We start from the raw sequence: 24400 nt of genomic DNA, 5'->3' as shown, positions 1-24400 counted from the left end.
GAAGCTGTTGGGACCTATGTTAGCAGACGACACCGTCGCGCAGGGTGGCGACGCCGCCCACGAACACGTCGGTCGCGCGGCCGGTGAGCTCGGCGCCCTTGAACCCGGTGTTGCGGGCCGCGGACTCGAGGGCGTCGGCGTCGACGGTCCAGGAGGCCTCGGGGTCGAACACCGTGAGGTCGGCGACGGAGCCCTCGGCGACGCTCACCTGGTCGAGGCCCAGGATGCGGCGCGGGGCGATGGCCATGAGCTCGACCATGCGGCCGTAGTCGATGGTGCCGGTCTTCACCAGGTTGGTGATGACGAGGGCGAGCGAGGTCTCGAGGCCGATCATGCCGAACGGCGCGAGCTCGAACTCGCGGGACTTCTCCCAGTCGGCGTGCGGGGCGTGGTCGGTCACGATGGCGTCGACCGTGCCGTCCACGACGCCGGCCACGACGGCCTGCGCATCGGCGGCGGTGCGCAGCGGCGGGTTCACCTTCAGGCTCGTGTCGTAGGTGCCGTCGATGGCGTCCTCGGTGAGGAACATGTGGTGCGGGGTGGCCTCGCAGGTGACGGGCAGGCCCTTGGCCTTGGCCTCGCGCACGAGCTCGACGCCGCGGGCGGTGGAGATGTGCTGGATGTGCAGCTTGGCGCCGGTCAGCTCCGCGATGGCGATGTCGCGGGCGATCTGGATCTCCTCGCCGGCCGCCGGCCAGCCGAGCAGACCGAGGCGCGTGGAGGCGACGCCCTCGTTGACCTGGCCGTCGCCGACGAGGTCCTCGTCCTGGCAGTGGCTCATGAAGACGCGGTCGAACATCTTGCCGTAGTCCATGGCGCGGCGCAGCATGCCGGCGCCCTGGACGCCGCGGCCGTCATCGGTGAAGGCGACGGCGCCGTGGGCGACCATATCGCCCATCTCGGAGATGATCTCGCCCTTGAGGCCACGGGTCATGGCGCCGGAGGGGTAGACGCGGCAGTGGCCCTCGCGCGCGGCGACGGACTTCACGTACTCGATGGTCACGCCGTTGTCGGTGACCGGGTCGGTGTTGGGCATGGAGCACACGCCCGTGAAGCCGCCGCGGGCGGCGGCGCGGGTCTCGGACTCGATGGTGCCCTTGTGCTCGAAGCCCGGCTCGCGCAGGTGGACGTGCATGTCCACGAGGCCGGGGACGAGGTACTTGCCGGACAGGTCGACGACCTCGGCGTCGGCGGCATCGAGGTTCTCGCCGACGCGCGCGATGCGCTCGCCGTCGATCAGGACGTCGACGATGCCGTCGAGCTCGACGGACGGGTCGACGACGTGGGCGTTCTTAAGAAGCAAGGCCATTATCGGCACCTCCAAGCAGCAGATACAGGGCGGCCATGCGCACGCAGATACCGGCGTAGACCTGGTCGAGGATGACGGAGCGCTCCGGGTGGTCGGCCATGTAGGAGTCGAACTCGACGCCGCGGTTGATCGGGCCGGGGTGGCACACGATCGCATCGGGCTTCATGAGGCGCTCGCGCTTGCGCGTGAGACCGAACAGCTGGTGGTACTCGCGCAGGCTCGGGAACGGCGCGCCCTCGAGGCGCTCGCGCTGGATGCGCAGCATGTAGACGACGTCGAGCTCGGGCAGGACGTCGTCGAGGCAGTAGCTCACGCGGTCGGCGCCGAGCACCTCGGGCGCGGCCGGGATGAGCGTGCCGGGGGCGATGACGGTCACCTCGGCGCCCATGATCTTCAGGGCGGGGATGAGCGAGCCGCAGACGCGGGAGTGGGCGATATCGCCCACGATGCCGACCTTCAGGCCCTCGAAGCTCCCCTTGCGCTCCCAGATGGAGTAGAGGTCGAGCAGCGCCTGGGTGGGATGGCCGTGCTTGCCGTCGCCCGCGTCGATGACCGAGACGGGGGAAGCCTGGGTGACCATGTAGGGGGCGCCGGCGTGCTTGTCGCGCACGACGATCATGTCGATCTTATAGGAGTTGAGCGTCATGACCGTGTCGATGAGGCTCTCGCCCTTCACGGTGCTCGTGGAGGAGCCGCCGAAGTTCAGGGTGTCGGCCGACAGGCGCTTCTCGGCGAGCTCGAAGGAGCTGCGGGTGCGCGTGGAGGGCTCGTTGAACATGTTGACGATGGTCTTGCCCTTGAGCGTCGGCACCTTCTTGATGGCACGCTCGTTGACCTGCGAGAACGCCTTGGCGGTCTCGAGGATCGTCATGAGATCGGTGTCGGAGTACTCCGTGATGTCGATCAGATGCTTGTGGTTGAACGCCATGGGCTACTCACCTCCCAGCGGCGCGGAGCCCACGTGGGCGCCCGCGGCGACTTCCGTGATCTCGACGGACGTGCGCCCGTCGACCTCCTTCAGGTACAGGCGAACGTTCTCCTCGTGGGAGGACGGAACGTTCTTGCCCACGAAGTCGGGGCAGATGGGCAGCTCGCGGTGGCCGCGGTCGACCAGGACAGCCAGCTCGATGCGCGACGGGCGGCCGAGGTCCATCACGGCGTCGAGGGCGCAGCGGATGGTGCGGCCCGTGTAGAGGATGTCATCGACCAGCACGATGCGCTTGCCGTCGACGTCGAACGGGATGTCCGTGGCGTGGACCTCGGGCGAGAAATGGGTCTGGAAATCGTCGCGGTAGAAGCTGATGTCGAGGCTTCCGAGCGGGACGTCCACCCCCTCGATCTCGCGGATCCTGTCGACGAGCTCCTTGGCGAGCAGGTCGCCGCGGGTGACGATGCCCACGATGGCCAGGTTCTCGCATCCCTCGTTGCGCTCGAGGATCTCGTGCGCGATGCGCGTCATCGCACGCGAGACGGATGCCTCGTCCATGATGACGGCCTTGGGTGAAGACGTGCCCATCAATCTCCTTCCCTCGCTTCGTGCCGCCCGTTCGGGCCGGGTCGGCGCAAAAAAACAGATGCCGACCGCGCGTGGCGGGACATCCGCAGGAAGGTGCCCGGTCCCCGGGCGATATGTTTCATCCTTGCGGTATCTCGTACACGCTTAAAGGTCATGGTCCAGTGTATAGGGGGCGGAGGCCCTGTCAAGGGTCGCCGTCGCGGCTCGATAAGACGAACAAATCGGGTCGGACCGGGGGTTTCTTCTTCCTGCAGGCCCCTCGGGCACACGGTTTCCCCACGTCCCCATCGGGCGAATGGCGCCTTTTCGCGCCCGGGCGGTTTGCATAAAACCCGATTGGACGGCGTGCGCAGACGCGCGCGAAGGACCGCGCCTGGAAAAAAGTGCCTGTCCCTATTTTCCCATCGGTGCGGGAAAATAGGGACAGGCACTTTTTCCCACCTGGCAGCGGGACCGGTTCCGCCTGCCGTCATGGTAAACCCGTGCGCGCGGGCGCCAGGGGCCGGCAGCGTCGCCCTCCCGGTATACTGGGCCACGGCGGGCGACGTCCCCGCTGAGCGAGCACCGAGTAGAAACGGAAGGCACCATGTCCCACTACGATTACCTTGTCGTCGGCGCCGGCCTCACCGGCGCGGTCTTCGCGCACGAGGCGAAGCGCGCGGGCAAGACCTGCCTGGTCATCGACCGCCGCAACCACATCGCCGGCAACATCCACACCGCCGAGGTCGAGGGCATCAACGTCCACGTATACGGCGCGCACATCTTCCACACCTCCATGCGCGACGTATGGGACTACATGAACCGGTTCGCCGAGTTCAACAACTACGTGAACTCCCCCATCGCCAACTTCCACGGCGAGATCTACAACATGCCCTTCAACATGAACACCTTCTCCAAGATGTGGCCCGGAGTCTTCACGCCGGCGCAGGCGCAGGCCAAGATCGCCGAGCAGATCGCCGCGGAGGGCATCGGCGAGCCGCGTAACCTCGAGGAGCAGGCGCTCTCCCTGGTCGGCCGCGACATCTTCGAGAAGCTCGTGAAGGGCTACACCGAGAAGCAGTGGGGCCGCGACTGCCGCGAGCTGCCCGCCTCCATCATCCGGCGCCTCCCCTGCCGCTTCACCTATGACAACAACTATTTCAACGACCGCTTCCAGGGCATCCCCATGGGCGGGTACACCAAGATGGTCGAGCGGATGCTCGAGGGCGTGGAGGTTCGCTGCGGCGTCGAGTACCGCGAGCTGGTCTCCGAGCAGCCCGACATCGCCGACCGCACCGTCTACTGCGGCCCGATCGACGCGTTCTACGACTTCAAGCTCGGCACGCTCGAGTACCGCAGCCTGCGCTTCGAGACCGACGTGCTCGACGAGCGCAACCACCAGGGCGTGGCCGTGGTGAACTACACCGACCGCGAGACCCCCTACACCCGCATCATCGAGCACAAGCACTTCGAGTTCGGCGACCAGGAGAAGACCGTCGTCACCCGCGAGTACCCCGCCGACTGGAAGCCGGGCGACGAGCCCTACTACCCCATCAACGACGAGCGCAACGAGAAGCTCTACCGGGCTTACCGCGAGCTCGCCGAGCAGGAGGGCAGCGTCGTGTTCGCCGGACGCCTGGGCGGCTACAAGTACTACGACATGGACAAGGCCGTCGCCGCGGCATTCGACCTGGTCCGCTCCGAGCTCGGGATCGACCCCGTCGCCTAGCGCAGGCCATCAGGGGTCATGACCGATCGTGACAGGCAGGACAGCCCTCGTTTCATGATGACCGGCGGGACATCCTCCCATGTGACGCCGCCATCGTGACAGATAGGACAGCCCCCGGTTCATGATGACCATGAGGGCAGCTCCTTTATCGCGCTCCATTGTCACGCCGCCATGACCCGGTAGCGACGGGAACGCGAGCCTATAATCCACGGCCGGGAACTCGGCGCTGAACACGGGGGTCGCCCACGACATGTGGACGGCCCCCGATTCCCTCAGCGGACCCAATCCGCGCGTCGAGAACGACCGCGGATTGGGTCCGCGTACCGTTCGCGTTTCGGTTCCTGGCAGAAAATCGCCGTTTCGGGGAGGCTCGCCCTCTGGAAGAAGGGCCCCGAGGCCTTGGAGGGCCGTGCGGCCGACATAGCCCGCGCACCCGGCGACCGCAGTCATTGCTTTGTTCGTCCGGTCTGACCGTTCTAGCCGCTTTCAACGGACAAGAACGGGCGCCGAGAAGCGCACCGCGGACGGCGCCGGACGACGGGGCGTCGTCAGAACTGGGCGACCCTCCCCGAAACGGCGATTATTTGCCATAAACCTGAACACGAACGAAAAACGGCTTCGGCGAGCCGAGATCGACGGCTGATCGCGCTCCAACATATGTTCTCACGTCGAGCAATCGATGCCGCCACGGGCAGCCGTCAGACTCCGAGCCGTGGAACGACGCACGGATATCGTGACGGCCCCATGCATGAACCGCCACATCCGTCATCCATACCGAAGTGGACTGCTATCGCAGTCGGATTCGTCATGGCCGGCATTGCCCACGCGCATCCATTTCATCCGTTTCGATATACTGCAAGCTAGATGGACATATCGGACATGTTTATTCGATTTACTAACACCCTTGCAGGTAGATGCCATTTTAAAGAAGGTTGTAGACACTTGTAATTCATTTGTGAATATGTAAAGTGCGCTTTCACCCTACCCGATATGGTCAGGTCAAACTCTAGCCCATGGATACTAGAACGCTTAGACAACAGCTCGCCGAGAACGTGAAACTCGCTCGCGAACGGGGCGGGCTCAGCAAATCACGCCTCTGCCTCATGGCGGGCATCAGCCGCCCGATCCTCGACGGAATCGAGCGCGGTGACCAGAACATCAAGCTCAACACCTTGTGCCGGCTGTCCGTCGTGCTCGAGAAGGAACCGTGGGAGCTCCTGCGATGAGGCGGTGCGATCTTCCCCACGCGGGCACGTCCCGCGCCGCAGATCGCCCGCCCGGACCCGACTCCGAGCAGACGGGAGCCGTGGACCTGGTCGTGCACCGGCGGAAGCTCGGTCGCGCGATCCGAGCGCATCGTGAGGCAGCGGGCATCACCAAGCAGCGATTCTGCATGAGCATCGATCTCAGCAGGCCCGCGCTCGACTGCATCGAGCGCGGCGAGGCTGCCGTCAAGCTCGATACGCTCGAGCGCATCGCAGAAGGTCTGGGCGTTGATGCCTGGCGCCTCCTGCACTGACCTGCGCCTTCCATCTGCCTGATGCCTCCCGCGCTGACCGACACCCCGAAACGACGGCCCGAACCGTCCCCGCCGCGATACCCCGGCCGGCCTCCGGTTCCCGCCGCGACGTACCGGCCTCCAGTTCGCTAGCACTCCAGCCCGCTTGGTGCCTCCCGCGACGACGCACCCGGCGGACCCTGACTCCCGCTGCGCCGGGCCACACCCGATCCCCGCCGTGCCGGGCTGTCCTGTTCCCCGCCGCGTCGCGCCAGGCCGCACCTGGTCCCCGCGACGACGCGCCCGGCCGGCCCCTGGCTCCCATCGCTCCAGCCCGATTGGTGCCTCCTATAACGACGTGGCGGGCGCACCCTGACTCCCGCCACGCCCTGCCCGGCGGCCCGGAGGCTCCCAGCGCTCCCTCCTCCCGTCGGGTACGGCCCGCCAACTGTACCGTCCTCGTGAAATCCGGTATGCTCAAGGGCCCTGTGCTACCATGAACCCTCGTCCATATCGTACGACGCGTCAAGGAGCCGGCACGTGGCAGACATCCCCACTACGCTCAAGGCGACCCACGCCAAGAACGACCTCCAGAAAGACATCTACATCCTGAAGCAGCTCGTCACCCGCGATTTCAAGCGCAAATACCGCCGCAGCGTGCTCGGCGTCGTGTGGAGCGTGCTGAACCCCCTGCTCATGATGATCGTGATGGCGGTGGTCTTCTCCACCATCTTCGCGCAGGGGCGCAACGGCTCGGTCACCCCCGAGCTCTACCCGCTCTACCTCATCATCGGCAACGTCACCTTCACGGTCATGAGCGATTCGACCTCGCAGGCCCTCATGTCGATTATCGACAACTCGTCGCTGCTCAAGAAGGTCAAGGTCCACCGCTTCGTGTTCCCCGTGCAGAAGGTCCTGTTCTCGCTCGTGAACTTCGGGTTCTCCCTCATCGCGGTCGCGCTCGTCATGCTGTGGTTCCGCATCATGCCCACCTGGCACCTCATCTGGCTGCCCGTGTGCCTGGCGCTGCTCATGGTCTTCTGCATGGGCCTCGGCCTCATGCTCTCCGCCCTCACGGTGTTCTTCCGCGACATCATGCACCTGTGGAGCGTCGTCATCACCGCGTGGACCTACTTCACGCCCATCTTCTGGACCGACGACTACATCCACGCCATGCCCTCCGTGGTGCAGGTCCTCATGTACGGCAACCCCATGTACAACTTCCTGAACTTCATGCGCCAGATCTTCCTGTGGCAGACCAACCCCGAGCCCGTCACCGTCGCGCTGTGCGCCGGCTGGGCCATCGTGATGTTCCTCATCGGCTACCTGATCTTCCACAAGCTCGAGCACCGCTTCATCCTCTACATCTAAGGACCGCTCATGGCAGACACCCAATCCGCTACCCCGGAGTACGCCGTCGAGGTGAACGACGTCACCATGATCTTCAACATGGCGTCGGAGTCCCTCACCAACCTCAAGGAGTACTTCATCAAGCTCATCCGCCACGAGCTGTTCTTCAAGGAGTTCCGCGCGCTCAAGGACATCTCGTTCAAGGTGCGCCGCGGCGAGGTCGTGGGCCTCGTGGGCACCAACGGCTCGGGCAAGTCCACCATGCTGAAGATCATCGCCGGCGTGCTGGAGCCCAGCGAGGGCGAATGCATCGTGCGCGGCAACATCGCGCCCCTCATCGAGCTGGGCGCGGGCTTCGACCCCGAGCTCACCGCCCGCGAGAACATCTACCTGAACGGCTCGCTGCTGGGCTACACCAAGGAGTTCATCGACGACAACCTCGAGGGCATCATCGAGTTCGCCGAGCTGCGCGACTTCATGGACATGCCGCTCAAGAACTTCTCCTCCGGCATGACGGCGCGCATCGCCTTCGCCATCGCCACGATCACCGAGCCCGACATCCTCATCGTCGACGAGACCCTGTCGGTGGGCGACGTGTTCTTCCAGGAGAAGTGCGAGCGGCGCATCCAGCGCTTCATCGAGTCCGGCGACGTCACGGTCCTGTTCGTCTCCCATTCCATCGAGCAGGTGGAGCGCATCTGCCAGCGCGCCATCTGGATCGAGAAGGGCGACCTGCGCATGGACGGCCCGGTCGACGAGGTCTGCGAGGCCTACCGCAACCAGTTCAGCTGACGCGCGCAGCGGGCGCGACCCGTTCCGCGGGGTGCGGCTTGCCGGCCCTCGGGCGCGCTCCGGGACGCGCGCTGATACGGGGCGCAGGTCCGCAGCACGCGCGTCAGGCGGATCCCTCCGTGGCGAAACGGCCGAGCGGGACGAATTGTCCGGCTCGGCCGTTTTCTTGTACCGTCCGCCGACGGGCCGTCCCATCTCCACAGCCTCTCGACACCTCTGGGCCATACTGGTGAGCCATACGTCCGTACCGGGGCGCCACCGGCCAGCTCGGGAGCGCCGCAAGGAGGCCCGCGCATGATCGCCGCAGAACGTTCCGAGCAGACCATGAAGTACCTGACCCTGCTCTCCGAGAAGTTCCCCAACCAGCAGGCGGTCTTCACCGAGATCATCAACCTCCAGGCGATCTTGAACCTGCCCAAGGGCACCGAGCACTTCATGAGCGACCTCCACGGCGAGTACGAGGCCTTCCTGCACATCCTGAACAACTGCTCCGGCGTGGTCCGCGAGCACGTGGACGAGGACTTCGGCGACAGCCTCTCCGAGCGCGAGAAAGGCGAGCTGTGCACGCTCATCTACTACCCGCGCGAGAAGATCGCGCTCGCGCGCGCCGCGCATCAGGACTCGCCCACCTGGTATAAGACGATACTCGACCAGCTCATCACGGTGGCGCGGCGCCTGTCCAGCCGCTACACGCGCTCGAAGGTCCGCAAGGCGATCCCGCACGACTTCGCCTACATCATCGACGAGCTGCTCCACACCCACCCCGACGAGAACAACTACCGCGTGCGCTACCACGAGCGCATCATCGGCTCGATCCTCGAGACCGACTCCACCGAGGACTTCATCTACTCCCTCGCCGAGCTCATCAAGGTGCTCGCCGTCGACCACATCCACCTGGTGGGCGACGTCTTCGACCGCGGCGGCGGCGCGGCCAAGATCATGGACCGCCTGCTGCGCTGCGAGCACCAGCGCACCGATATCCAGTGGGGCAACCACGACATCCTGTGGATGGGCGCGGCCGCCGGCGAGCCCGCCTGCATCGTGACCGTGCTGCGCAACAACCTGCGCTACGGCAACTTCGAGATCCTCGAGAACGATTACGGCATCTCCCTGCGCGAGCTCGTCTCCTTCGCGGACAGGACCTACCGCGCGGGCGAGCGCATCACGCCGCTCATCAAGGCCATCAACGTGATGCTGTTCAAGCTCGAGGGCCAGATCATCCTGCGGCACCCCGAGTTCGACATGCACGACCGCCTGCTGCTCGACAAGATCGACCTCGCCGACGCCACCGTGGAGATCGACGGGGCGCGCTGGCCGCTCACCACCTCCGACTTCCCCACCCTCGATCCGGACTCGCCCTACGAGCTCACCCCTGAGGAGGGGCGCATCATCGACAAGCTCGTGCAGGAGTTCACCGGCAGCGACCATCTGCGCAGCCATATCGACTTCCTGTACCGCCACGGCTCGATGTACCTCGTGCGCAACAGCAACCTGCTGTTCCACGGCTGCGTCCCGATGAGCGCCGACGGGACGTTCACCAACGTCAACTGCCTGGGCACCTGGCGCGCGGGACGCGACTACATGGACTTCTGCGACAGCATCGCCCGGCGCGCCTGGCGCACGCGCGAGCAGGAGGCGCTCGACTGGATGTGGTACCTGTGGGTCGGGCACAAGTCCCCGGCGTCCGGCCGCCTCGTCAAGACCTTCGAGCGCTCCTACATCGCCGACGAGTCCACCTGGGCCGAGCCCATGGACCCCTACTTCGAGCTCACGCGGGAGGTGCCCGCCTGCGACGCCATCATGCGCGAGTTCGGCATCGTCCCCGGATCGGGCCACATCATCAACGGCCACACCCCGGTCAAGACCATCAAGGGCGAGTCCCCCATCCGCGCCGACGGGCGGCTGCTCGTGATCGACGGCGGCTTCTGCCAGGCCTACCACCCCAAGACCGGCATCGCCGGCTATACCCTCATCGCGAGCTCCCGCGGCATGCGCCTGAAGGCCCACGAGGCGTTCAAGAGCGTGGAGGAGGCCATCATACGCAACGCGGACATCCAGAGCGAGACGACCCGCTTCGACGTGCCGACGCGCCGCCTCATGGTCTCGGACACCGATACCGGCGAGGAGATCCGCGCGCAGATCAACGACCTGCGGCAGCTGCTGGAGGCCTACCGCAGCGGACAGCTCCCGGAAGCCGCCCGCTGAGGCCGACGCCTGGAGGGGCTGGGGAGATGCCTCCGGGCGCATCCGGCGGGCGCATGCGTGCGCTACAATGTCTGGTCGCGAAACGCAGTCTCTCTCGGAAGGCCCGGTATGAAGAACCTCATCGCGCAGCTCATGAAATTCGGCGTGGTCGGCGTCATCGCGTTCGTCATCGACTACGGCGTCATGGTGTTCCTCACCGAGGTCTTCGGTGTGAACCCGGTCGCATCCGCCACGGTCTCGTTCACCGTCTCGGTGGTGTTCAACTACGTCGCGAGCATGCGCTACGTGTTCAGCCACCGCGAGGGGATGAGCCGCCGGCGCGAGTTCGCGATCTTCATCGTGCTGTCGGTGCTGGGCCTCATCATCAACGACGTGCTCATGTGGGCGGGCACCGAGGTCGTATCCGTCGATTACCGCATCGTCAAGATCTTCGCGACCGCCGTCGTGATGGTGTGGAACTTCGTCACCCGCAAGATCTTCCTCGACGGCGGCGGGAAGGCGTAGACGGCGGCGGGAGAAGCGACGAGGCCGCGGAGGCCCCGTACGGGTATCAGGCGCCGGGGCCTTGCGGGGCCCTCGCAGCCCGCAAGGCCCCGGGCGTGGGTGCCGAGCGGCGCGGACGGAACCCGCCCTGCGGCCCGACCTCAACCCAACCTGCCGCGCTTTGTGTTCTTGTTGCCGATTTCCTTACATCTTGCTGACGATTGGCATACAGTATCCTGCAGTCGGTCGGCCGCCGCGCCGACAGGTCGCGATGAAGGAGCATCCGTGCGCGCAGCGCTCTCCAAGGACACCGTCAAACAGTTCAGCAAGTTCGCCGTCGTGGGCATCACCTCGCTCGCCGTGGACTACATCCTGCTGCTCGTCTTGGTCGAGCTGCTGCACGTCGATTTCCTGATCGCCACCTCCGCGTCGTTTCTCGCCTCCGTCGTGGTGAACTACTTCCTGAGCATGCGCTATGTGTTCAGCCGCCGCGACGACCTGTCCCGCAAGCGCGAGTTCACCATCTTCGCGGTGCTCTCCGCCGTCGGGCTCGGTCTGAACGACCTGTTCATGTTCGTGGGCGTCGCGGTCCTGAGCATCGGCTACCAGGTCATGAAGCTGATCTCCACCTTCTTGGTCACCTGGTACAACTTCTTCAGCCGCCGCCGCTTCCTGGACGGTGGGCGCGCCTAAGCCCCTTCCCGGCATCCCAACCGCATCGTACCGAGACCGCGACCGGCTGCGAGCCGGTCGCTTCCGTTTCCGAGCGCCGGCTCCCGGTCCGGTGCGTCCGCGCGCAACGGGAACGGGCCCGCCGCCGGATGAACCGGAGACGGGCCCGCGGAGTGCATCAGGGCGCGTGTTCGCGCAAGCTAGGACAGCACGTAGAACCAGTCGACGGTGTCGCCGTCCGAGAGCTCGTAGTAGCTGGAGCTCATGCCGGGGGTCACGCCGTTGACGGCGTAGTTCCACCCCTGCGTGCCCTCGGCGGCGAGCCCGCCGATCGCGCTCACATAGATGCCGTACGCCGAGTCGCTCGCGTTCACCGAGAGGCCGCAGGCGCACAGGGCGTCGTAGGCCGTGGCGCCCTTCTCGAACGTGAAGGTCCCGCCGCCGGAGACGCTCCCGCCCACGACGTCGGAGCTGATCGTCACGGTGACGGTCACCGTGTCGCGCCGGTCGTCGGACGGGGTCTGCGAGCCGCCGGACGACCCCTGGGAGCCGCCGGAGGAGCTGGACGAGCCCCCGCCCGAGGAAGACGAAGAGGAGGACGAGGAACCGCCGGAGCTGGAAGCGGCGCCCGTGTCCGAGGAGGAGACGGAGCTGTCGGCGGAGGCTCCGGCATCCTGGCCGAAAGCGTCGGCGGAGGAGGCGTCGGCGGAGCCGTCCGCAGCGTCCGACGCGCCGTCGGCGCCGGCGGGGGCGCCGGACGCGTCCGCCGAGCCGCTCCCGGCGGACGCGGGCTCCTCGGCCGCCTCCGTGGTCTGGAAGAGCCACGAGAGGGACCAGGACCCGTCATCCGACGGATGGACGAAGCCGAGCGAGGCGACGATCAGGACGACGCAGCAGAGCGCGAGCGCGCCCAGGAGGACGGGGCGACCCGTCGCGCGCCTGGGCGCCGCGGCCTTCCCCGGATCCCCCTGCGCCCCCTCGCCGAAGGTGACGAAGGACTCGGGGGTCGAGGCCTCGCCCGCCGGACGGGCCGGGGCCTGCTGCGTCCTGTCGAGGTCACCGTGCGCGGCGTCCGGCGCGGCGCCCCCGTTCTCAACGGGATCGAGTTTGCGGGTATCGTCAGCGGCCATGGCTATCGACCGCCCTCGGAATCGCGGCGGCGGGAGATCACCAGGTACGCGGCGATCGCGGCCAGCCCGATGACGCCGACGACGACGCCCGCGAGCGCCATGGGCGCACCCGTCTGCGCGCTCTCGGCGGCATCCTCCGCCGAGGCGACGGCGGAGCGGGCCGCAGCGCCCGCGGCAGAGGTCCCGTCGGATGCGGACCCGTCGGCCTCATCGGCCACCGCGGCGTCCTGCCCGGCATCGGCGCCCGCGGCGGCCGTCGAGAGGGGCGTGGCGCCCGCGGGGACGGTCCCCGTCGCGACCGGACGGGCGCCCGCGGGGACGGTGCCCTGCCCGGAGCCCGTGGAGCCGCCGGTCGAGCCGTTCGTCGAACCGCCGGTGGAGCCGCTGGAGCCGGTGCCGGTCCCGCCGCCGGGGGTCACCGGGGGCGTGTCGTCGGAGACGGGCTCCCAGCCGGCGTAGAGGGTCATGTCGGCGTTCACCGGGTCATCGAAGTCCCACGCGGCCGTGCACGCGGCATCGGTGTACCAGCCGGTGAAGCGGTACCCCTCGCGTTCGGGGTCGGCCGGTTTGAGCAGCTTGCCGCCCTGGACCGGATGGGACGCCGCCACGGAGCTGCCGCCCTGGGTGTCGTAGGTGACCGTGTAGCCCGCGGCCGCGGAGATGCAGAAGAGGTGACCGGAGTCGTTGGTGTAGTACAGGTTGCCCTCGGCGTCGGCGATGACGCTCGCGGTGCAGTAGTTCTGCTGCGCCGTGTCGGGCGTGAACAGCAGCGTCGCCTCCCCCGTGGAGAGGGAGTAGCGGTACACGCCGCCGGGCCGCGAGTTGGCGGTGAAGTAAACGTAGGTGCCATCGCCCTGGACCGAGACGAGCGGCGAGGACTTGACCTCGCCCCGCGCGTCGGTCACGAAGGTGTCCGAAACGGTCATGGTGCCGAGGTCGATGACGGCGAGGATACCGTTGTAGGAGCCGTTGAGGCCGCCGACGTACACGAGCCCGTCCGCGACCGCGGGCGTGGAGGTCGACGAGGAGCCGAACTCCACCTGCCCCGCGATGCGCAGGGTGTCGCCCTCGCGGACGATCTTGAACAGGGTCGCGGGCGACTGGCCGACGGCCAGGAACACCTCGTCGCCGTCCTCGGTGCCCGCCGCGACGATGGTGGAGCGGCACGGCATGCCGATCTGCACGGACGAAAGGACGTCACCCGTCGAGGCGTCGATGAGCTGGACCTTGCCGCCGTCGTCGCCGATCACGATCTCGTCACCGGAGACCGCGGCACCCGCCCAGTAGTACCCCTCGCCGGCGCTGTCGCCCTCCTTGACGGAGGTGTTGACCCACATGACCTCGCCGTCGGAGATGCTCACGCAGACCAGGGCACCCGCCGAGGCGGTGCCGGACGCGCCGGCGCCGGCCTCGAAGCCCGCGATCACGCAGCCGTTGACCACGGTGAGCGTCGAGTTCGCCTGGTAGCGGCCGCCCGTGGACGGGGCCTCGAGCGCGGCGGTGCGCCACACGCAGGTGAGGGTGTCGGCGGTGAACGCGGCGATCGAGCCGTCGTCGGAGGGGATGATGATGACGCCGTCCGCGTAGACGGGGCGCGAGAAGTAGGTGGTGCGCCCGCCCGTGCTCACGCGGTCGAGCACCTCGCCGGTGTCCCCGTCGATGCGGATGAGCTCGGTGGAGCTCGTGACGTAGATGTCGCCGTTCACGATCATGGGGTCGCCGGCGGAAACGTAGTACTCGCCGGGCTTCTTGAGGTCGACGGCCCACTTCTGCTCGGCGGACTCACTCGGCGTGGGCACGCCCACCAGCGTGGTGCCGCCGCCGTTGCCGAAACCGGTCCAGTCGGAGTCGTAGTTGGGGCGCTCGGCATCCGCGTCGGGCTCGCCGGGCACAGGCTCCTCGGCGCCGTAGGCGGCGTACGCCCAGACGACGCGGTCGCCCTCCTTGAGCTCCAAGGAGCCGGCGCCGACCTCGGACGGCTCGCCGTTCACGAACAGCTGCCAGTACCTGCCCGATGCCTCATCCCAGCCGAGGACCTCGTCGGTGTAGGGCGACGTGATCGTATTGAGGCACCAGCCGTAGGTGCCCTCGCCGTAGTCGGCGGTGAGCCCCGCGTCGGCGAGGACGCGCTCGGTGAGGTCCGCCGCGGTCTCGCCCTCCTCGACCGTCCAGGTGCGCTCCTCAGCCCATGCGGCCGAGATGCCATGGGAGTCCGGTCCGATGACGGCCGCGGTGACCGACAGGCTCTGCGGGAGGTCGCCGTCGGGCAGGGACTCGCCGTAGGCGGAGTAGTACAGCGCGACGCTGTCGCCGTCCTTGAGCTCCACCGAGCCGGCGCCGACCTCGGAGGCCTTGCCGTTCACGAACACCTGCCAGTAATGGCCGGAGGGCTGGTCCCAGCCGAGGACCTCGCCGGTATAGGGGGACGTGATCGTATTGAGGTACCAGCCGTAGTCCCTCTCGCCGTAGTCGGCGGTCAGGCCCGCGTCGGCCAGGGCGCGCTCGAGCACGTCGGCGGCCGTGGAGCCGGCGTCGACCTGGAAGGAGTCGTTGCCGTACCAGATGGCGTCCGCACCGTTAGAGCCCGGCCCGATGATGGAGGCCGAGGCGGCGATCTTCTGCTCCTCCGCCGGCGCCGTCTCGTCGGCCGAAGGGTCGGATGCCTCCTCCCCCGCCGCCCGGTCCGCGGTCGCGGCGTCGTCTTGGGAGGAAGTCCCGGCCGGGACGTCCTGGGAGTCCGCGGCGTCGGGTTCGACGGCGTCCCCGTCCGTCCCGTCCGCGGTCGCGGCGTCAGAGGATGCGTCGTCAGCGGCGTCCGCGGGCGCCTCGCTCGAGGCGTCGGTGACGTCGGATGAGCCCGTCGCCGCGTCCATCGCCTCGACGTCTGCGGGGGCGACGGAGTCGACACCGAGCTCGGCGGCGAGCGCGGCCGTCGGGACCTGCCCCATGGCAAGGGCGAAGGCCACCGCGAGGGCCGTCAGGGCACGCGCCGTAGGCAACGCGGTGCGGGGGATTCCTTGTGCGGGATCGCCGTCGGATCGACGGCGGGAAGCTGCGGCGGCGAGCGCCGCCCGGATACCGATCATGCTCGGTCCTTTCTCTCCAGGGCCATGCCGCGGCCCCGCAGGCATCGTTGCGCCTGCGACACGACACAGATGGGGAGAAATCCGACTTGACGTTAGTCGACCGCGCACGCCGCCCGATCTACAGCGTGTGCACTCGCGGCCGTCCGAGTTACGGTTGCTGGTACAGCCGGGGACTCGCACCCCGATTCCCCCGGGCCGCCGAGTACACGGCGTGCCCACGCGTCTCCGCGCCACCATCTTGGCCAGTTACGTCCGGCATCGTAACACAACCCGCGATGCCGCGGACCCGCGTGCGCATGATTACGCACCGCACCCCCGAGCGGCAGGAACAGGGGCTTTCGCGGACGCCTCCGGGGAACGCGCCCGGCACGAGGCGGGACGCGCGGGGCCGCAGCGGACTCCTCGCGGCGCAGGCGCCGAACCTTCAAGGTTCACTTGAAACTCCAGAGTTTCTCAACAACTCGGCGTTCGCGCTGCTCGCAGCCGAACCCCAACCTTCAACTTGACCCTTAAAGAGGTCTAACGTTCAAGTTGAACTCGAACCATGTCGTATACTGGGTCGCGTTGGGATGAATCCAGATTTGCCCGAGGTGGTATATGCACGCGAGCTCGTCTCACATCTCCTTGATGCTTCGCCGTCCGGCGCGGTTGATCACCTGCGCCACCCTCGCCGTCGCCTTCGCCGCGGCCCCGCTGCTCTCCCCCACCGCCGCCTACGCGGTGTCGGAGGCCACGCAGGCCCAGCTCGACGATGCGCGCAAGCAGGTCGAGGACGCGACGGCCGCCTACGAGGAGGCGCAGACCGCCCTCGACGAGCTCCAGGCCCTCATCGACCAGAACGAGTCCGATATCGCCGAGCTCGAGGCGCGTCTGCCCGAGCTGCGCGAGCGCGCCTCGGACGCCATGCGCGCCCAGTACAAGCATCAGAAGAGCTCCGGCGGCTTCTTGGGCGTGGTCCTGGGGACCACGACGCTCGACGACGCCATCTCAACCCTCACCTACATGGATCAGATCCAGGAGTCCAACAACCGGGACATCCAGGAACTGAACGACGCCGAGGCCGAGCTCGAGCAGAAGAAGACCGAGCTCGAGGAGGCGCGCAAGCAGGCCGAGGACGCCGAGCAGAAGGCGGCCGACACGCTCGCGGAGGCCCAGAGGCTGCGCAGCGAGGCCCAGGCACGCGCCGAGCAGGAGGCCGCCGAGGAGCTGGCGCGCCTCGCCGCCGACACCTCTGCCGCGTCGGGCGAGGGCGCGGACGGCGGCAACGCGAACAACACCGCGAACCAGTCCGGCCAGAGCGCCTCGGTGACCGTCGACGGCTCCGTCAACTGGAACGTCACGCGCGACGAGTTCATCTCCACCTGGACCGCGCGCATCGACGCCTACCTGTCCGGCAGCCCGCTCGCGGGCTACGGGCGCGTCTTCGCCGAGGCCGCGTGGGACAACAGCGTCGACCCGCGCTGGTCACCCGCGATCGCGTGCATCGAGAGCACCAAGGGCACCTACTGCTTCCGCGACTACAACGCGTGGGGCTGGATGACGAGCACCCGCTTCTCCAGCTGGGAGGAGTCCATCACCGCCCATGTCGCCTTCCTCGGCGACGTCTACGGGCCCACCCTCACCCCGGCCGCCGCGCAGAAGTACTGCCCGCCCACGTGGCAGGACTGGTACAACAAGGTCGGCGGGCAGATGAATTTGATCTAGGCCTTGTCACATAACCGCACGTAGATAGCTTGCATATTCTACTTGTCTCCCAAAATATCCCAAGCTATTTTTATAGGTCGCTCAGTGAACGCGCGGGCGACCCCTTTCTTTTGGGCCGGTCCCGAATGCCCGCGTATCCCCACTTGTGCGTCTGCGCCCGTGCGCTGCGCCCCACCTCGGCCACCGTGCCGGCATCGGATCGCCCACAAACCTCGAACAGTCGGCTGCGAGCGCCACGTATTTTCCAAGACAGCACAGGGGCGTTTCCGCCCCGATACGCCCATATCTATTCCTTTGACGAACTCTTCTCAAGAAGCTCGATCCGACTTTCGATCTTTCTGATGAGTTCGGGAAAGCCTAAAGACGAGAGAATGTGCCCAAGGGAACCGTTTCTGCTGTTATAACTTCCGATAAGGTCGTTTATCTGATCGAGGAACGAGAAGAAGTCGGAGTTCGTCAGATACCTCTCCAGCATCCATACCATTTTCGCGTAGTTGACGTTTTTCCTATCCCCAACATGTGCGCAATACAGGCGTTCGTCGTGGGCGCAGATGTTTCTGAACTTTACGAGCACTTCAAGGCTGATGCGCGCCGTCGGCACATCGAAGTACCCGACGAGCTTGTCGCCGAGCCTGCCCGTTCCGGTTGCGATCATCTTGCAGACGTCTGACTTCTCCTTCGGCTTCATGAGGTTGAAGAAGTGCTCCATGTTCCCAAATGTCAAGTCGTTGCACAGAACCCAGATCGGAACCTTGCCGTAATCGCTTCTGTAATGCTCGATAAACTCAGTGGCGCTCTTCTCTCTCCGCCAAGACAGTATTCCGATTAACTTATTGACCTCGCCCGTGTAGTCTTCTTCGCTTTTCCCGTACTCACCGAACTCCTCGCGCGTGCAGTAGCTTGCCTGAAGAAGATAGTCATCGGGATCTGTATGTGCGCGCGCGAAGCAGTGTGCGATTGCGGTTTTCGCGACAGCTTCAGCCATGATGAGATAACGGAACGTGATGAGCCTGAGCGCTCTATCGAACGAGAAGAGATCGTAGAGGTCGTTGAATTCGGTTCCGGCCATATATCTATCGTCGCCCGCCGCAACCGTTTTCTCGCTATCGAGGAACGGGTTCTTATAGCCGTTGACAACGGAATAATAGCCCTCGCGCATAAGGATTCCAGCGGTGTCGGAGACGGTCTTCACTCCGCGGTCCTCGAGAAGCCTTATCTGCTTATCGATGGATAAAAACGGCTTGCAGCACATCTTCCCTCCATAAAGACGAAGGCGACCATCCCGTAGGACAGCCGCCTTCTGCGGACGCAGGCCCCGTAAGGTCACCGCGTCAATACCGCTGTCCCTACTCTACCCGAAAACTGGCATATGTTCAGGAAAAACTGATTTCTTTACGTTTGACGGCTTATTCAGCCATCAAGCCATCCCCTCCCTGGAATCGGCCGTCGACGCCCACTTCAGCTAATCACAATACCGAGGAAAGGATGGAGAGACAATAGGTCGCCCCCCTGCGGAGCTAGACCCCGACGTAGATCGCGGCCGCGACCGTCGCCACGAAGCATGAGCCGACGATGCCGACGCCGAGCAGCAGGCCGCGGAGGAACCCGAGCCGCGGCAGGCGCGGGAAGATGGCGCGCAGCGGGCGCTTGTCGAGCAGCGCCCAGCCGATCACGCCGAAGCAGACGATGATCAGCAGCCCGTACTCCATCACGCGGAACCACAGCGGCAGAGCCGCGTCGTTCTCGTTGGGCCGCACGATCGCGAAGACGCTGCCGAGCACGCAGAACGCGTAGACGAACAGCACGACGAGGTCCCATACCACGCCGACGCCGAGCGGGATTCGGTCGAGGGCCGCGACGACACGGCTCCGACGTGGCACTGGGGCGGCCGATGCGATAGGGTCCGATGCAGACGCGGGAGGTGCGGCCGGACCTGGCGCGGGGACGGCGGAGGCGAGCTGGTCTGTTTCATGGGTGATGGATGCAGCCCGACCCGTCGCGAGGGCGGCAGATGCGGTCGGGCCCGTACCGAGCACAGCGGATACGGCAGTGCCAGGCACGGAAGCAGCAGGCAACATGCCTCCGATCGGACCCGTCGCGCGCCCCGATGACGGAGAGGGCACCCGGTACCCGAACGGCTCCCTCTCGGGCAGAGCAGACATGCCGCCTGCGGCCGTGCACTCCCGCAGCGCCCGTCCGAGAGCATGTGCGCCCGAGAACCGACGCGCCGGATCGAAGGCCGTCGCACGGGCGATGACCTCGGACAGCGGTGCGGAGAGCCCCCGGCGCCGCAGGTCGGCCTCGTCCGCAGGGCCCGTCCCCTCCCCGCCCGTGGCGCAGAACAGGACGAGCTTTCCCAGGGCGTAGACATCCGAGCGGGCGTCGGTCTGGCCGAACCCGAACTGCTCGGGCGGAGCGTAGGCCCGCGTGCCGAAACGGACGGTGTCCGCATCGGCCTTGCCGTCCCATGCGCGGGCGATGCCGAAATCGATCACGAACGGCCTTCCGTCCGAGCGGACGATGACGTTGGAGGGTTTGAGGTCGCGATGGATGAGCGGTGGGTCGAGCAGGGTGTGCAGCTCGAACACCGCGTCGCACAGGGCGGGCATGATGCCCGTCGCCAGGCGCTCCGAGGCGCCCTCGTCGCGCACGAGCTCACCCAGCGTCCTGCCCTCGATGAACTCGGTCACGACCGAGAGATCGTCGCCCGAGCGGAGGCACTCGACCAGGCGCGGGACGCCGTGCAGGATGACGCCCGAGCGCTGGGCGTCCCAGAGCCGCTCGTACGCGCGACCGACCCCGGCGGAGCAGTCGATGCGCTTGCGGATGAAGGGGCCGAGCTCGCCGCCGGAGGCGCCGCGGAACCGCACGAGCTCCGTCGTCTCGAACGGGGACGATTTGAGTGTGCGCTCGACGCGCCAGCTGTCCGAGCGCGCAGCGGCTTCCAGGAAGCCGTCGAGCTCGGATGAGAGGTCGGCGTCGTCGTGTGTGCGGTCTTCGGTATCCATGGGGGTAATCATAGCAGGCGGCGCGGACAGACAGCCGCGCCGAAGGCCCGGGCCGTGGGCGATGCGCCGGGCGACGGAGGCCGCTCCGGCAGCATGCAGGCCGCCCCGGCGGAGTGCAAGCCGTCCGGCCGGCGGCTCACCGCGCCGCCGGCACGGCACCTCAGCAGACGGTCTCCTCGCCCAGACGGTAGAGCTCCTCGTTCACCTTCTGGAGGGAGCAGCCGTGGTCGATGCAGAAGATGATGATGGCATCGCGGCGGTTCTTGCAGGTGAGGACGTTCGCGCCGGCCGCCGACAGCGCGCGGTTGGTCTCCTTCAGCGTGAGCGCCATAGCGAAGGCGATCTGCAGTACCTTGTTCCTGCTCGGGTTGCGCGCGCCGGTGAAGATCTGGTAGCCGAAGGTCTCGTTCAGGTCGGCCATGCGCACCACGCGGGCGCGCTCGAGGTGCTTCTTCTCCAGCAGGTGCTGGAGGTACTCGGCGAGCGTGCAGGAGGGGAACTCGTGGTCGGCGATGAACGAATCGATGCTCGGGGCGTCCAGCAGCTCCCGCAGCACCTCCTCAGTCAGTCGTTCGGTCATGACATCCCCCTCTTCATCCGCTTGAGGCCCTCATCCATGGTACCCGCCCCGAAGATTGAGCCGGTGCACCGTTCCTACAGGTTGGCGACGGCGTAATCCGCTTCCTCCTGGGTGAACTTCTCGCCGTACTCCGAGACGAGCTGGTCGCGGATCGCCTCGGGGGACATGCTCATCATCTCCTGATAGTCGCGCGCCTTGGCAAGGGCGTTCGCGTTGTAATCGGCCTGGAGGTTGTCGACGGCGTACTGAGCCTCCTCCGGCGTGAACTTCTCGCCGTACTCGGAAACCAGCTGATCGTATATCCCCTGCTTGGACATATGCATCGTGTCGCTGTAATCCCCCGCCTTGGCAAGGGCATTCGCGTTCCAGTCCGCCTGCACGTTATCGATGGCGTACTGCGCGGCCTCGGGCGAGAACTGACCGCCGTATTCCGAGGTGAGCTGGTCGTAGATACCCTGCTTGGACATGTTCAGCGTGTCGCTGTAGGAGCGCGCCTGGTTGAGCGCGGACGTGTAGTCGGCCGGAACGTCCTGAGCGGCCTCCTGCTCGGCCGAGGCCCCGTCGGACTCCGCCTCGGACGTCGAGACGTCCTGCTGCCCGACGGTGCCAGACGAGTTGGGGGCGGTATCGTCGCAACCCGTGAGCAGGCCGGCCGACCCGAGTGCCAGAGTCGCGGCAACGAGCAGGGAGAGCGTGGTCCGAGCGACGTGGAAACCGTAGCGCATGTTCATCATCCTTTCTGATGCAGACGTCACCTCAGAGCCGAGGGGCGACCCACTGCGCATGATATGCCTCAAGCGGCAATCATGGCGCCGTGCGATCGGCGCATGGCCCGAGGCCCGCGAAGAGGAGGAGCCTAGGAGAGCATCGCCGCCCACTGGGCCTGAAGGGCCAGTACGATCGCGACGGAGACGACCGAGATGACGAGGCCGACGGCCGCAAGCGCGCGCCCCGACTTCTTTCCATTCGCGCGCGTCCCCATCACTGCGATGATGCCGAGGATGGCCCCGACGAAGCCGAAGATGGCGGAAGCGTTGTTGATGATGGGGATGAAGCTGGTCAGAAGTGCGATACCGCCGAAGACCGTGCTGACGATACCGCTGACCGTCACGGGTTTCTGCTGAAGATCCTGCTGCATGTTCCGTTCCTTTCACCTGAAAGCTACAAGCTGTACCTCTCGATGCATCGCAATCGTATCGAGTCGGAATCCGGGTTTCATTAGATCACAGCTAATGGCGAAGGCGGGCAGGATCAGAAATACGGGCAGCCGGTCGTGAGGCAGACCTCGTTTCCTTAGATACACCGCAACTCCCCCGTGCAGGAAGCGCGGACTCAGGGGGGGGCGGAAGCGCGCGAAATGATGGTATCCTGTGCTTCTTCCGGAACCTTGCCGAGATGCGCGGAAGCGGGTAAGATACGTGTCGATGGGCCCGGGAATGACCTCTGATTCAAGTCACCGGGCCTCGATTGTATTCATAGGAGGTGTTCGATGGCCGTGGTGCCCGGACAATCCCTCTCAAGCAGCGACAACGTGAATCCAGAAGGCGCGACGCGCGCGTGGGCGGAGCGATGGCTTTCCGCCGAGCGGCTCGCGCCCTATCTCTCGACATGCAGCGGCGACGTCGTGCGCGCCCTCGACCTCTACGAGTGGAACGCATCCCTCGCGCAGACGCTCATGCGCGACATATCGTACTTCGAGGTGGCGCTGCGTAACGCCTACGACCGCGTCATGCGCGAGTCCTGGGGTGGCGACTGGCTCATCGATGATGACTCGCCCGCCCGCATGCCCCTCGTGAGGAGGTCCAAGCGCGGCGAGCTGGACGCGAACCACACCAACCGGCGAATCATCGACGCCGCCGTTGCGGGGCTCCCCCGTGGATTCACGCATGGCTCTCTCGTGGCAAGCCTCACCCTCGGCTTCTGGGTGCACCTCACCGACCGCTCGCGCGAGGCTGCGATCTGGAGGACGTGCCTATACCGCACATGGCCGAAAGGCATAAAGAGGGCAAGCCTGCAGCACTCCCTGAACGGAATCCTGCGGGTGAGGAACCGCGCAGCGCATGCGGAGCGCCTGTTCGACCCCGTCAGGGCGGAGCTCTCTCCCCTCGCTGTCGGCTCCGACGTCGTGCGGCTGCTGCGCGGCCTGTGCCCGGAGGCGGCGGAGCGGCTGTACGGTGACGGCTCGGCGAACCCGGTCGAGCTTTTCTGCGAGGAGCATCCGGCGCCCGCCGACGTGAGACTATAGGGACTTGCGAGCGTGCACGACCGGAGAGGCGCCCGCGGGCGCCCTCTCCATGTCTTTGGAACGTGCCGTGGATGTTCACCGTGACGGAACAATCGAGCTTCCTCGGCTCGCAGCTAATGGCGAGGGGGCAGGATCAGTAATACGGACACCCGGTCGTGAGGCAGGCATCGTTTCTCGAAGACACCTCGCATGTGGGATTGCCGCTCGGAAGAACCAGGTCTGTGCCGAGGAGCTTGTTGAACCAACCGGTCGCCACGCGGACCGCTATGCGGGAGTCGCGCTTGCAGCAGCGCGGGGCACCCGCCTTCGCGATCTTCTCCGCGATGTCGGAGACCATCAGCTGGGCGTCGCTCCACCCTTCGGGCCTGAGCGGGGCGTTCTCCAGAAGAATGGAGAGCGCCATGCCACATGAGATGGCGGCGCCGCAGATCCCCCAATGGGCGCACACGCCTCCGGGCACCGCGTTCGAACGCCGCTCAAGTTCGGCGAGCTGCGCGGGAAGCGCCTCGGTCCCCATGGCGTTGCGGGCGCACGTGAGGAGCGTCGCCCCGACGAGGTAGTGGTGCACCGGCCCGAACGGCGCGCACTCCGGCGCGGACATCACCTCCTCCAGGAGGTCCGCTGGGCAGAGCGAGTCGCTCGCCAGGCAGATCGCGTTCGCCCAACCCACGGTTCTCTTAGTTGCTTCCATGGTTCCTCCTCGCGTCGTATCGATGGTTGATTGCCAATTTTAGTGCAGGTTCGGCGGGGTAAGTGCAGCTGACGGGGAAAGTGCAGGGAAAGGCGCCCGGCGGAGCCGTCCGCGTCCTCCATTTCGGCACGGTTAGCGCAGCCCGCCCGTTCGCCTTGCTCCCGCGCGGCATGCCGCGTCGCGCCCGGACCCCGCCTGTGACAGACTGAGTGCAGGCCCCTCCGGACCGGTTTTCGCCCCCGCCGCGATACCGATTCCCCTCGCGCGCCGCGCGCTACCCGCGCGCCGCGTCCCGCTCGGCCCTCAGCCTCTCGATCAGCTCGGGCCTCGTCTCCACCTCGGCGGGCGGCAAGGCGCGGACGCCGAGCCCGTCGAGGAGCCCCCGCGGCAGCGCGACCTCTGCGAGCGCCGCCGGGCTCGCGT

General features: G+C 66.6%; 21 protein-coding genes and 1 riboswitch. Of the genes, 10 read left to right on the top strand and 11 right to left on the bottom strand.

The window, feature by feature from the left end; genetic code table 11:
* Positions 1-19 precede the first annotated feature (19 nt).
* From PHA29_RS06055 to pyrR, 3 genes are read right to left on the bottom strand one after another with little or no spacing between them, the layout of a single operon-like run.
* Positions 20-1309, bottom strand: a complete 1290-nt coding sequence (locus PHA29_RS06055; RefSeq protein ID WP_270848658.1) for a dihydroorotase — start codon at positions 1307-1309, stop codon at positions 20-22.
* Positions 1293-2237 (bottom strand): aspartate carbamoyltransferase catalytic subunit, encoded by a 945-nt coding sequence (locus PHA29_RS06050; protein ID WP_270574598.1) that lies wholly within the window; start codon positions 2235-2237, stop codon positions 1293-1295. The genes PHA29_RS06055 and PHA29_RS06050 overlap by 17 nt, the downstream gene beginning before the upstream one ends.
* Before the next feature lie 3 nt (positions 2238-2240).
* Positions 2241-2825, bottom strand: coding sequence for a bifunctional pyr operon transcriptional regulator/uracil phosphoribosyltransferase PyrR (gene pyrR, locus PHA29_RS06045; protein WP_270848656.1), 585 nt, complete (start codon positions 2823-2825; stop codon positions 2241-2243).
* Between the two features lie 586 nt (positions 2826-3411).
* On the opposite strand from pyrR, the gene glf reads away from it, so the two are divergent.
* The 8 genes from glf to PHA29_RS06005 all read left to right on the top strand — a co-directional run bounded on the left by glf (position 3412) and on the right by PHA29_RS06005 (position 11554).
* Positions 3412-4533, top strand: a complete 1122-nt coding sequence (glf, locus tag PHA29_RS06040; RefSeq protein WP_270404245.1) for a UDP-galactopyranose mutase — start codon at positions 3412-3414, stop codon at positions 4531-4533.
* 1013 nt (positions 4534-5546) lie between these two features.
* Positions 5547-5759, top strand: a complete 213-nt coding sequence (locus PHA29_RS06035) for a helix-turn-helix domain-containing protein (RefSeq protein WP_270404244.1) — start codon at positions 5547-5549, stop codon at positions 5757-5759.
* Positions 5756-6052 (top strand): helix-turn-helix domain-containing protein, encoded by a 297-nt coding sequence (locus PHA29_RS06030; protein WP_270404243.1) that lies wholly within the window; start codon positions 5756-5758, stop codon positions 6050-6052. The genes PHA29_RS06035 and PHA29_RS06030 overlap by 4 nt, the downstream gene beginning before the upstream one ends.
* A gap of 519 nt (positions 6053-6571) precedes the next feature.
* The gene (locus tag PHA29_RS06025; RefSeq protein WP_270404242.1) at positions 6572-7402 is read left to right on the top strand and encodes an ABC transporter permease; all 831 of its coding nucleotides are present in this window, start codon (positions 6572-6574) and stop codon (positions 7400-7402) included.
* Between the two features lie 9 nt (positions 7403-7411).
* Positions 7412-8173, top strand: coding sequence for an ABC transporter ATP-binding protein (locus PHA29_RS06020; protein WP_270404240.1), 762 nt, complete (start codon positions 7412-7414; stop codon positions 8171-8173).
* 294 nt (positions 8174-8467) lie between these two features.
* Positions 8468-10378, top strand: coding sequence for a fructose-1,6-bisphosphatase (locus tag PHA29_RS06015; RefSeq protein WP_270848654.1), 1911 nt, complete (start codon positions 8468-8470; stop codon positions 10376-10378).
* Positions 10379-10486: 108 nt separating this feature from the next.
* Complete coding sequence (locus tag PHA29_RS06010) at positions 10487-10882, top strand: GtrA family protein (protein ID WP_270404236.1); 396 nt, start codon at positions 10487-10489, stop codon at positions 10880-10882.
* 264 nt (positions 10883-11146) lie between these two features.
* The gene (locus PHA29_RS06005) at positions 11147-11554 is read left to right on the top strand and encodes a GtrA family protein (protein WP_270848652.1); all 408 of its coding nucleotides are present in this window, start codon (positions 11147-11149) and stop codon (positions 11552-11554) included.
* 179 nt (positions 11555-11733) lie between these two features.
* Here PHA29_RS06005 and PHA29_RS06000 read toward each other — a convergent pair whose 3' ends face one another.
* Both PHA29_RS06000 and PHA29_RS05995 read right to left on the bottom strand, forming a co-directional pair.
* Positions 11734-12663, bottom strand: a complete 930-nt coding sequence (locus PHA29_RS06000) for a DUF4430 domain-containing protein (protein WP_270848650.1) — start codon at positions 12661-12663, stop codon at positions 11734-11736.
* Positions 12664-12665: 2 nt separating this feature from the next.
* Positions 12666-15749, bottom strand: a complete 3084-nt coding sequence (locus tag PHA29_RS05995) for a DUF4430 domain-containing protein (RefSeq protein ID WP_270848649.1) — start codon at positions 15747-15749, stop codon at positions 12666-12668.
* A gap of 128 nt (positions 15750-15877) precedes the next feature.
* Positions 15878-15956, bottom strand: a riboswitch (adenosylcobalamin-variant (AdoCbl-variant) riboswitch).
* A 390-nt stretch (positions 15957-16346) separates the two neighbouring features.
* On the opposite strand from PHA29_RS05995, the gene PHA29_RS05990 reads away from it, so the two are divergent.
* Entirely contained in the window at positions 16347-17453 is a 1107-nt protein-coding gene (locus PHA29_RS05990; RefSeq protein ID WP_270848648.1) for a coiled-coil domain-containing protein, read from the top strand.
* A 286-nt stretch (positions 17454-17739) separates the two neighbouring features.
* Here the strand turns inward: PHA29_RS05990 and PHA29_RS05985 are convergent, their stop codons facing one another.
* The 5 genes from PHA29_RS05985 to PHA29_RS05965 form a co-directional block, all read right to left on the bottom strand.
* On the bottom strand, positions 17740-18705 hold the full coding sequence (locus tag PHA29_RS05985) for an Abi family protein (protein WP_270848647.1): 966 nt from the start codon (positions 18703-18705) through the stop codon (positions 17740-17742).
* A gap of 265 nt (positions 18706-18970) precedes the next feature.
* Positions 18971-20461 (bottom strand): serine/threonine protein kinase, encoded by a 1491-nt coding sequence (locus PHA29_RS05980; RefSeq protein ID WP_270848646.1) that lies wholly within the window; start codon positions 20459-20461, stop codon positions 18971-18973.
* 160 nt (positions 20462-20621) lie between these two features.
* Positions 20622-21041, bottom strand: coding sequence for an XRE family transcriptional regulator (locus PHA29_RS05975; RefSeq protein WP_270404224.1), 420 nt, complete (start codon positions 21039-21041; stop codon positions 20622-20624).
* Between the two features lie 74 nt (positions 21042-21115).
* Positions 21116-21766 (bottom strand): Ltp family lipoprotein, encoded by a 651-nt coding sequence (locus tag PHA29_RS05970; RefSeq protein ID WP_270848645.1) that lies wholly within the window; start codon positions 21764-21766, stop codon positions 21116-21118.
* A 131-nt stretch (positions 21767-21897) separates the two neighbouring features.
* Positions 21898-22179, bottom strand: coding sequence for a hypothetical protein (locus tag PHA29_RS05965; RefSeq protein ID WP_270848644.1), 282 nt, complete (start codon positions 22177-22179; stop codon positions 21898-21900).
* A 351-nt stretch (positions 22180-22530) separates the two neighbouring features.
* Here PHA29_RS05965 and PHA29_RS05960 point away from each other — a divergent pair, with 351 nt between their 5' ends.
* A complete protein-coding gene (locus PHA29_RS05960) occupies positions 22531-23286 on the top strand; it encodes an Abi family protein (protein ID WP_270848643.1) in 756 nt (251 codons plus the stop codon).
* Positions 23287-23419: 133 nt separating this feature from the next.
* Here the strand turns inward: PHA29_RS05960 and PHA29_RS05955 are convergent, their stop codons facing one another.
* The gene (locus PHA29_RS05955; protein ID WP_270848642.1) at positions 23420-23977 is read right to left on the bottom strand and encodes a DUF5714 domain-containing protein; all 558 of its coding nucleotides are present in this window, start codon (positions 23975-23977) and stop codon (positions 23420-23422) included.
* Positions 23978-24400: the final 423 nt, after the last annotated feature.

It is taken from the genome of Candidatus Collinsella stercoripullorum (assembly GCF_027669965.1).
GTDB classification, from domain to species: domain Bacteria; phylum Actinomycetota; class Coriobacteriia; order Coriobacteriales; family Coriobacteriaceae; genus Collinsella; species Collinsella stercoripullorum.
The sequence above is the reverse complement of the archived record's forward strand: the minus strand, read 5'-3'. Positions and strand labels throughout refer to the sequence as shown.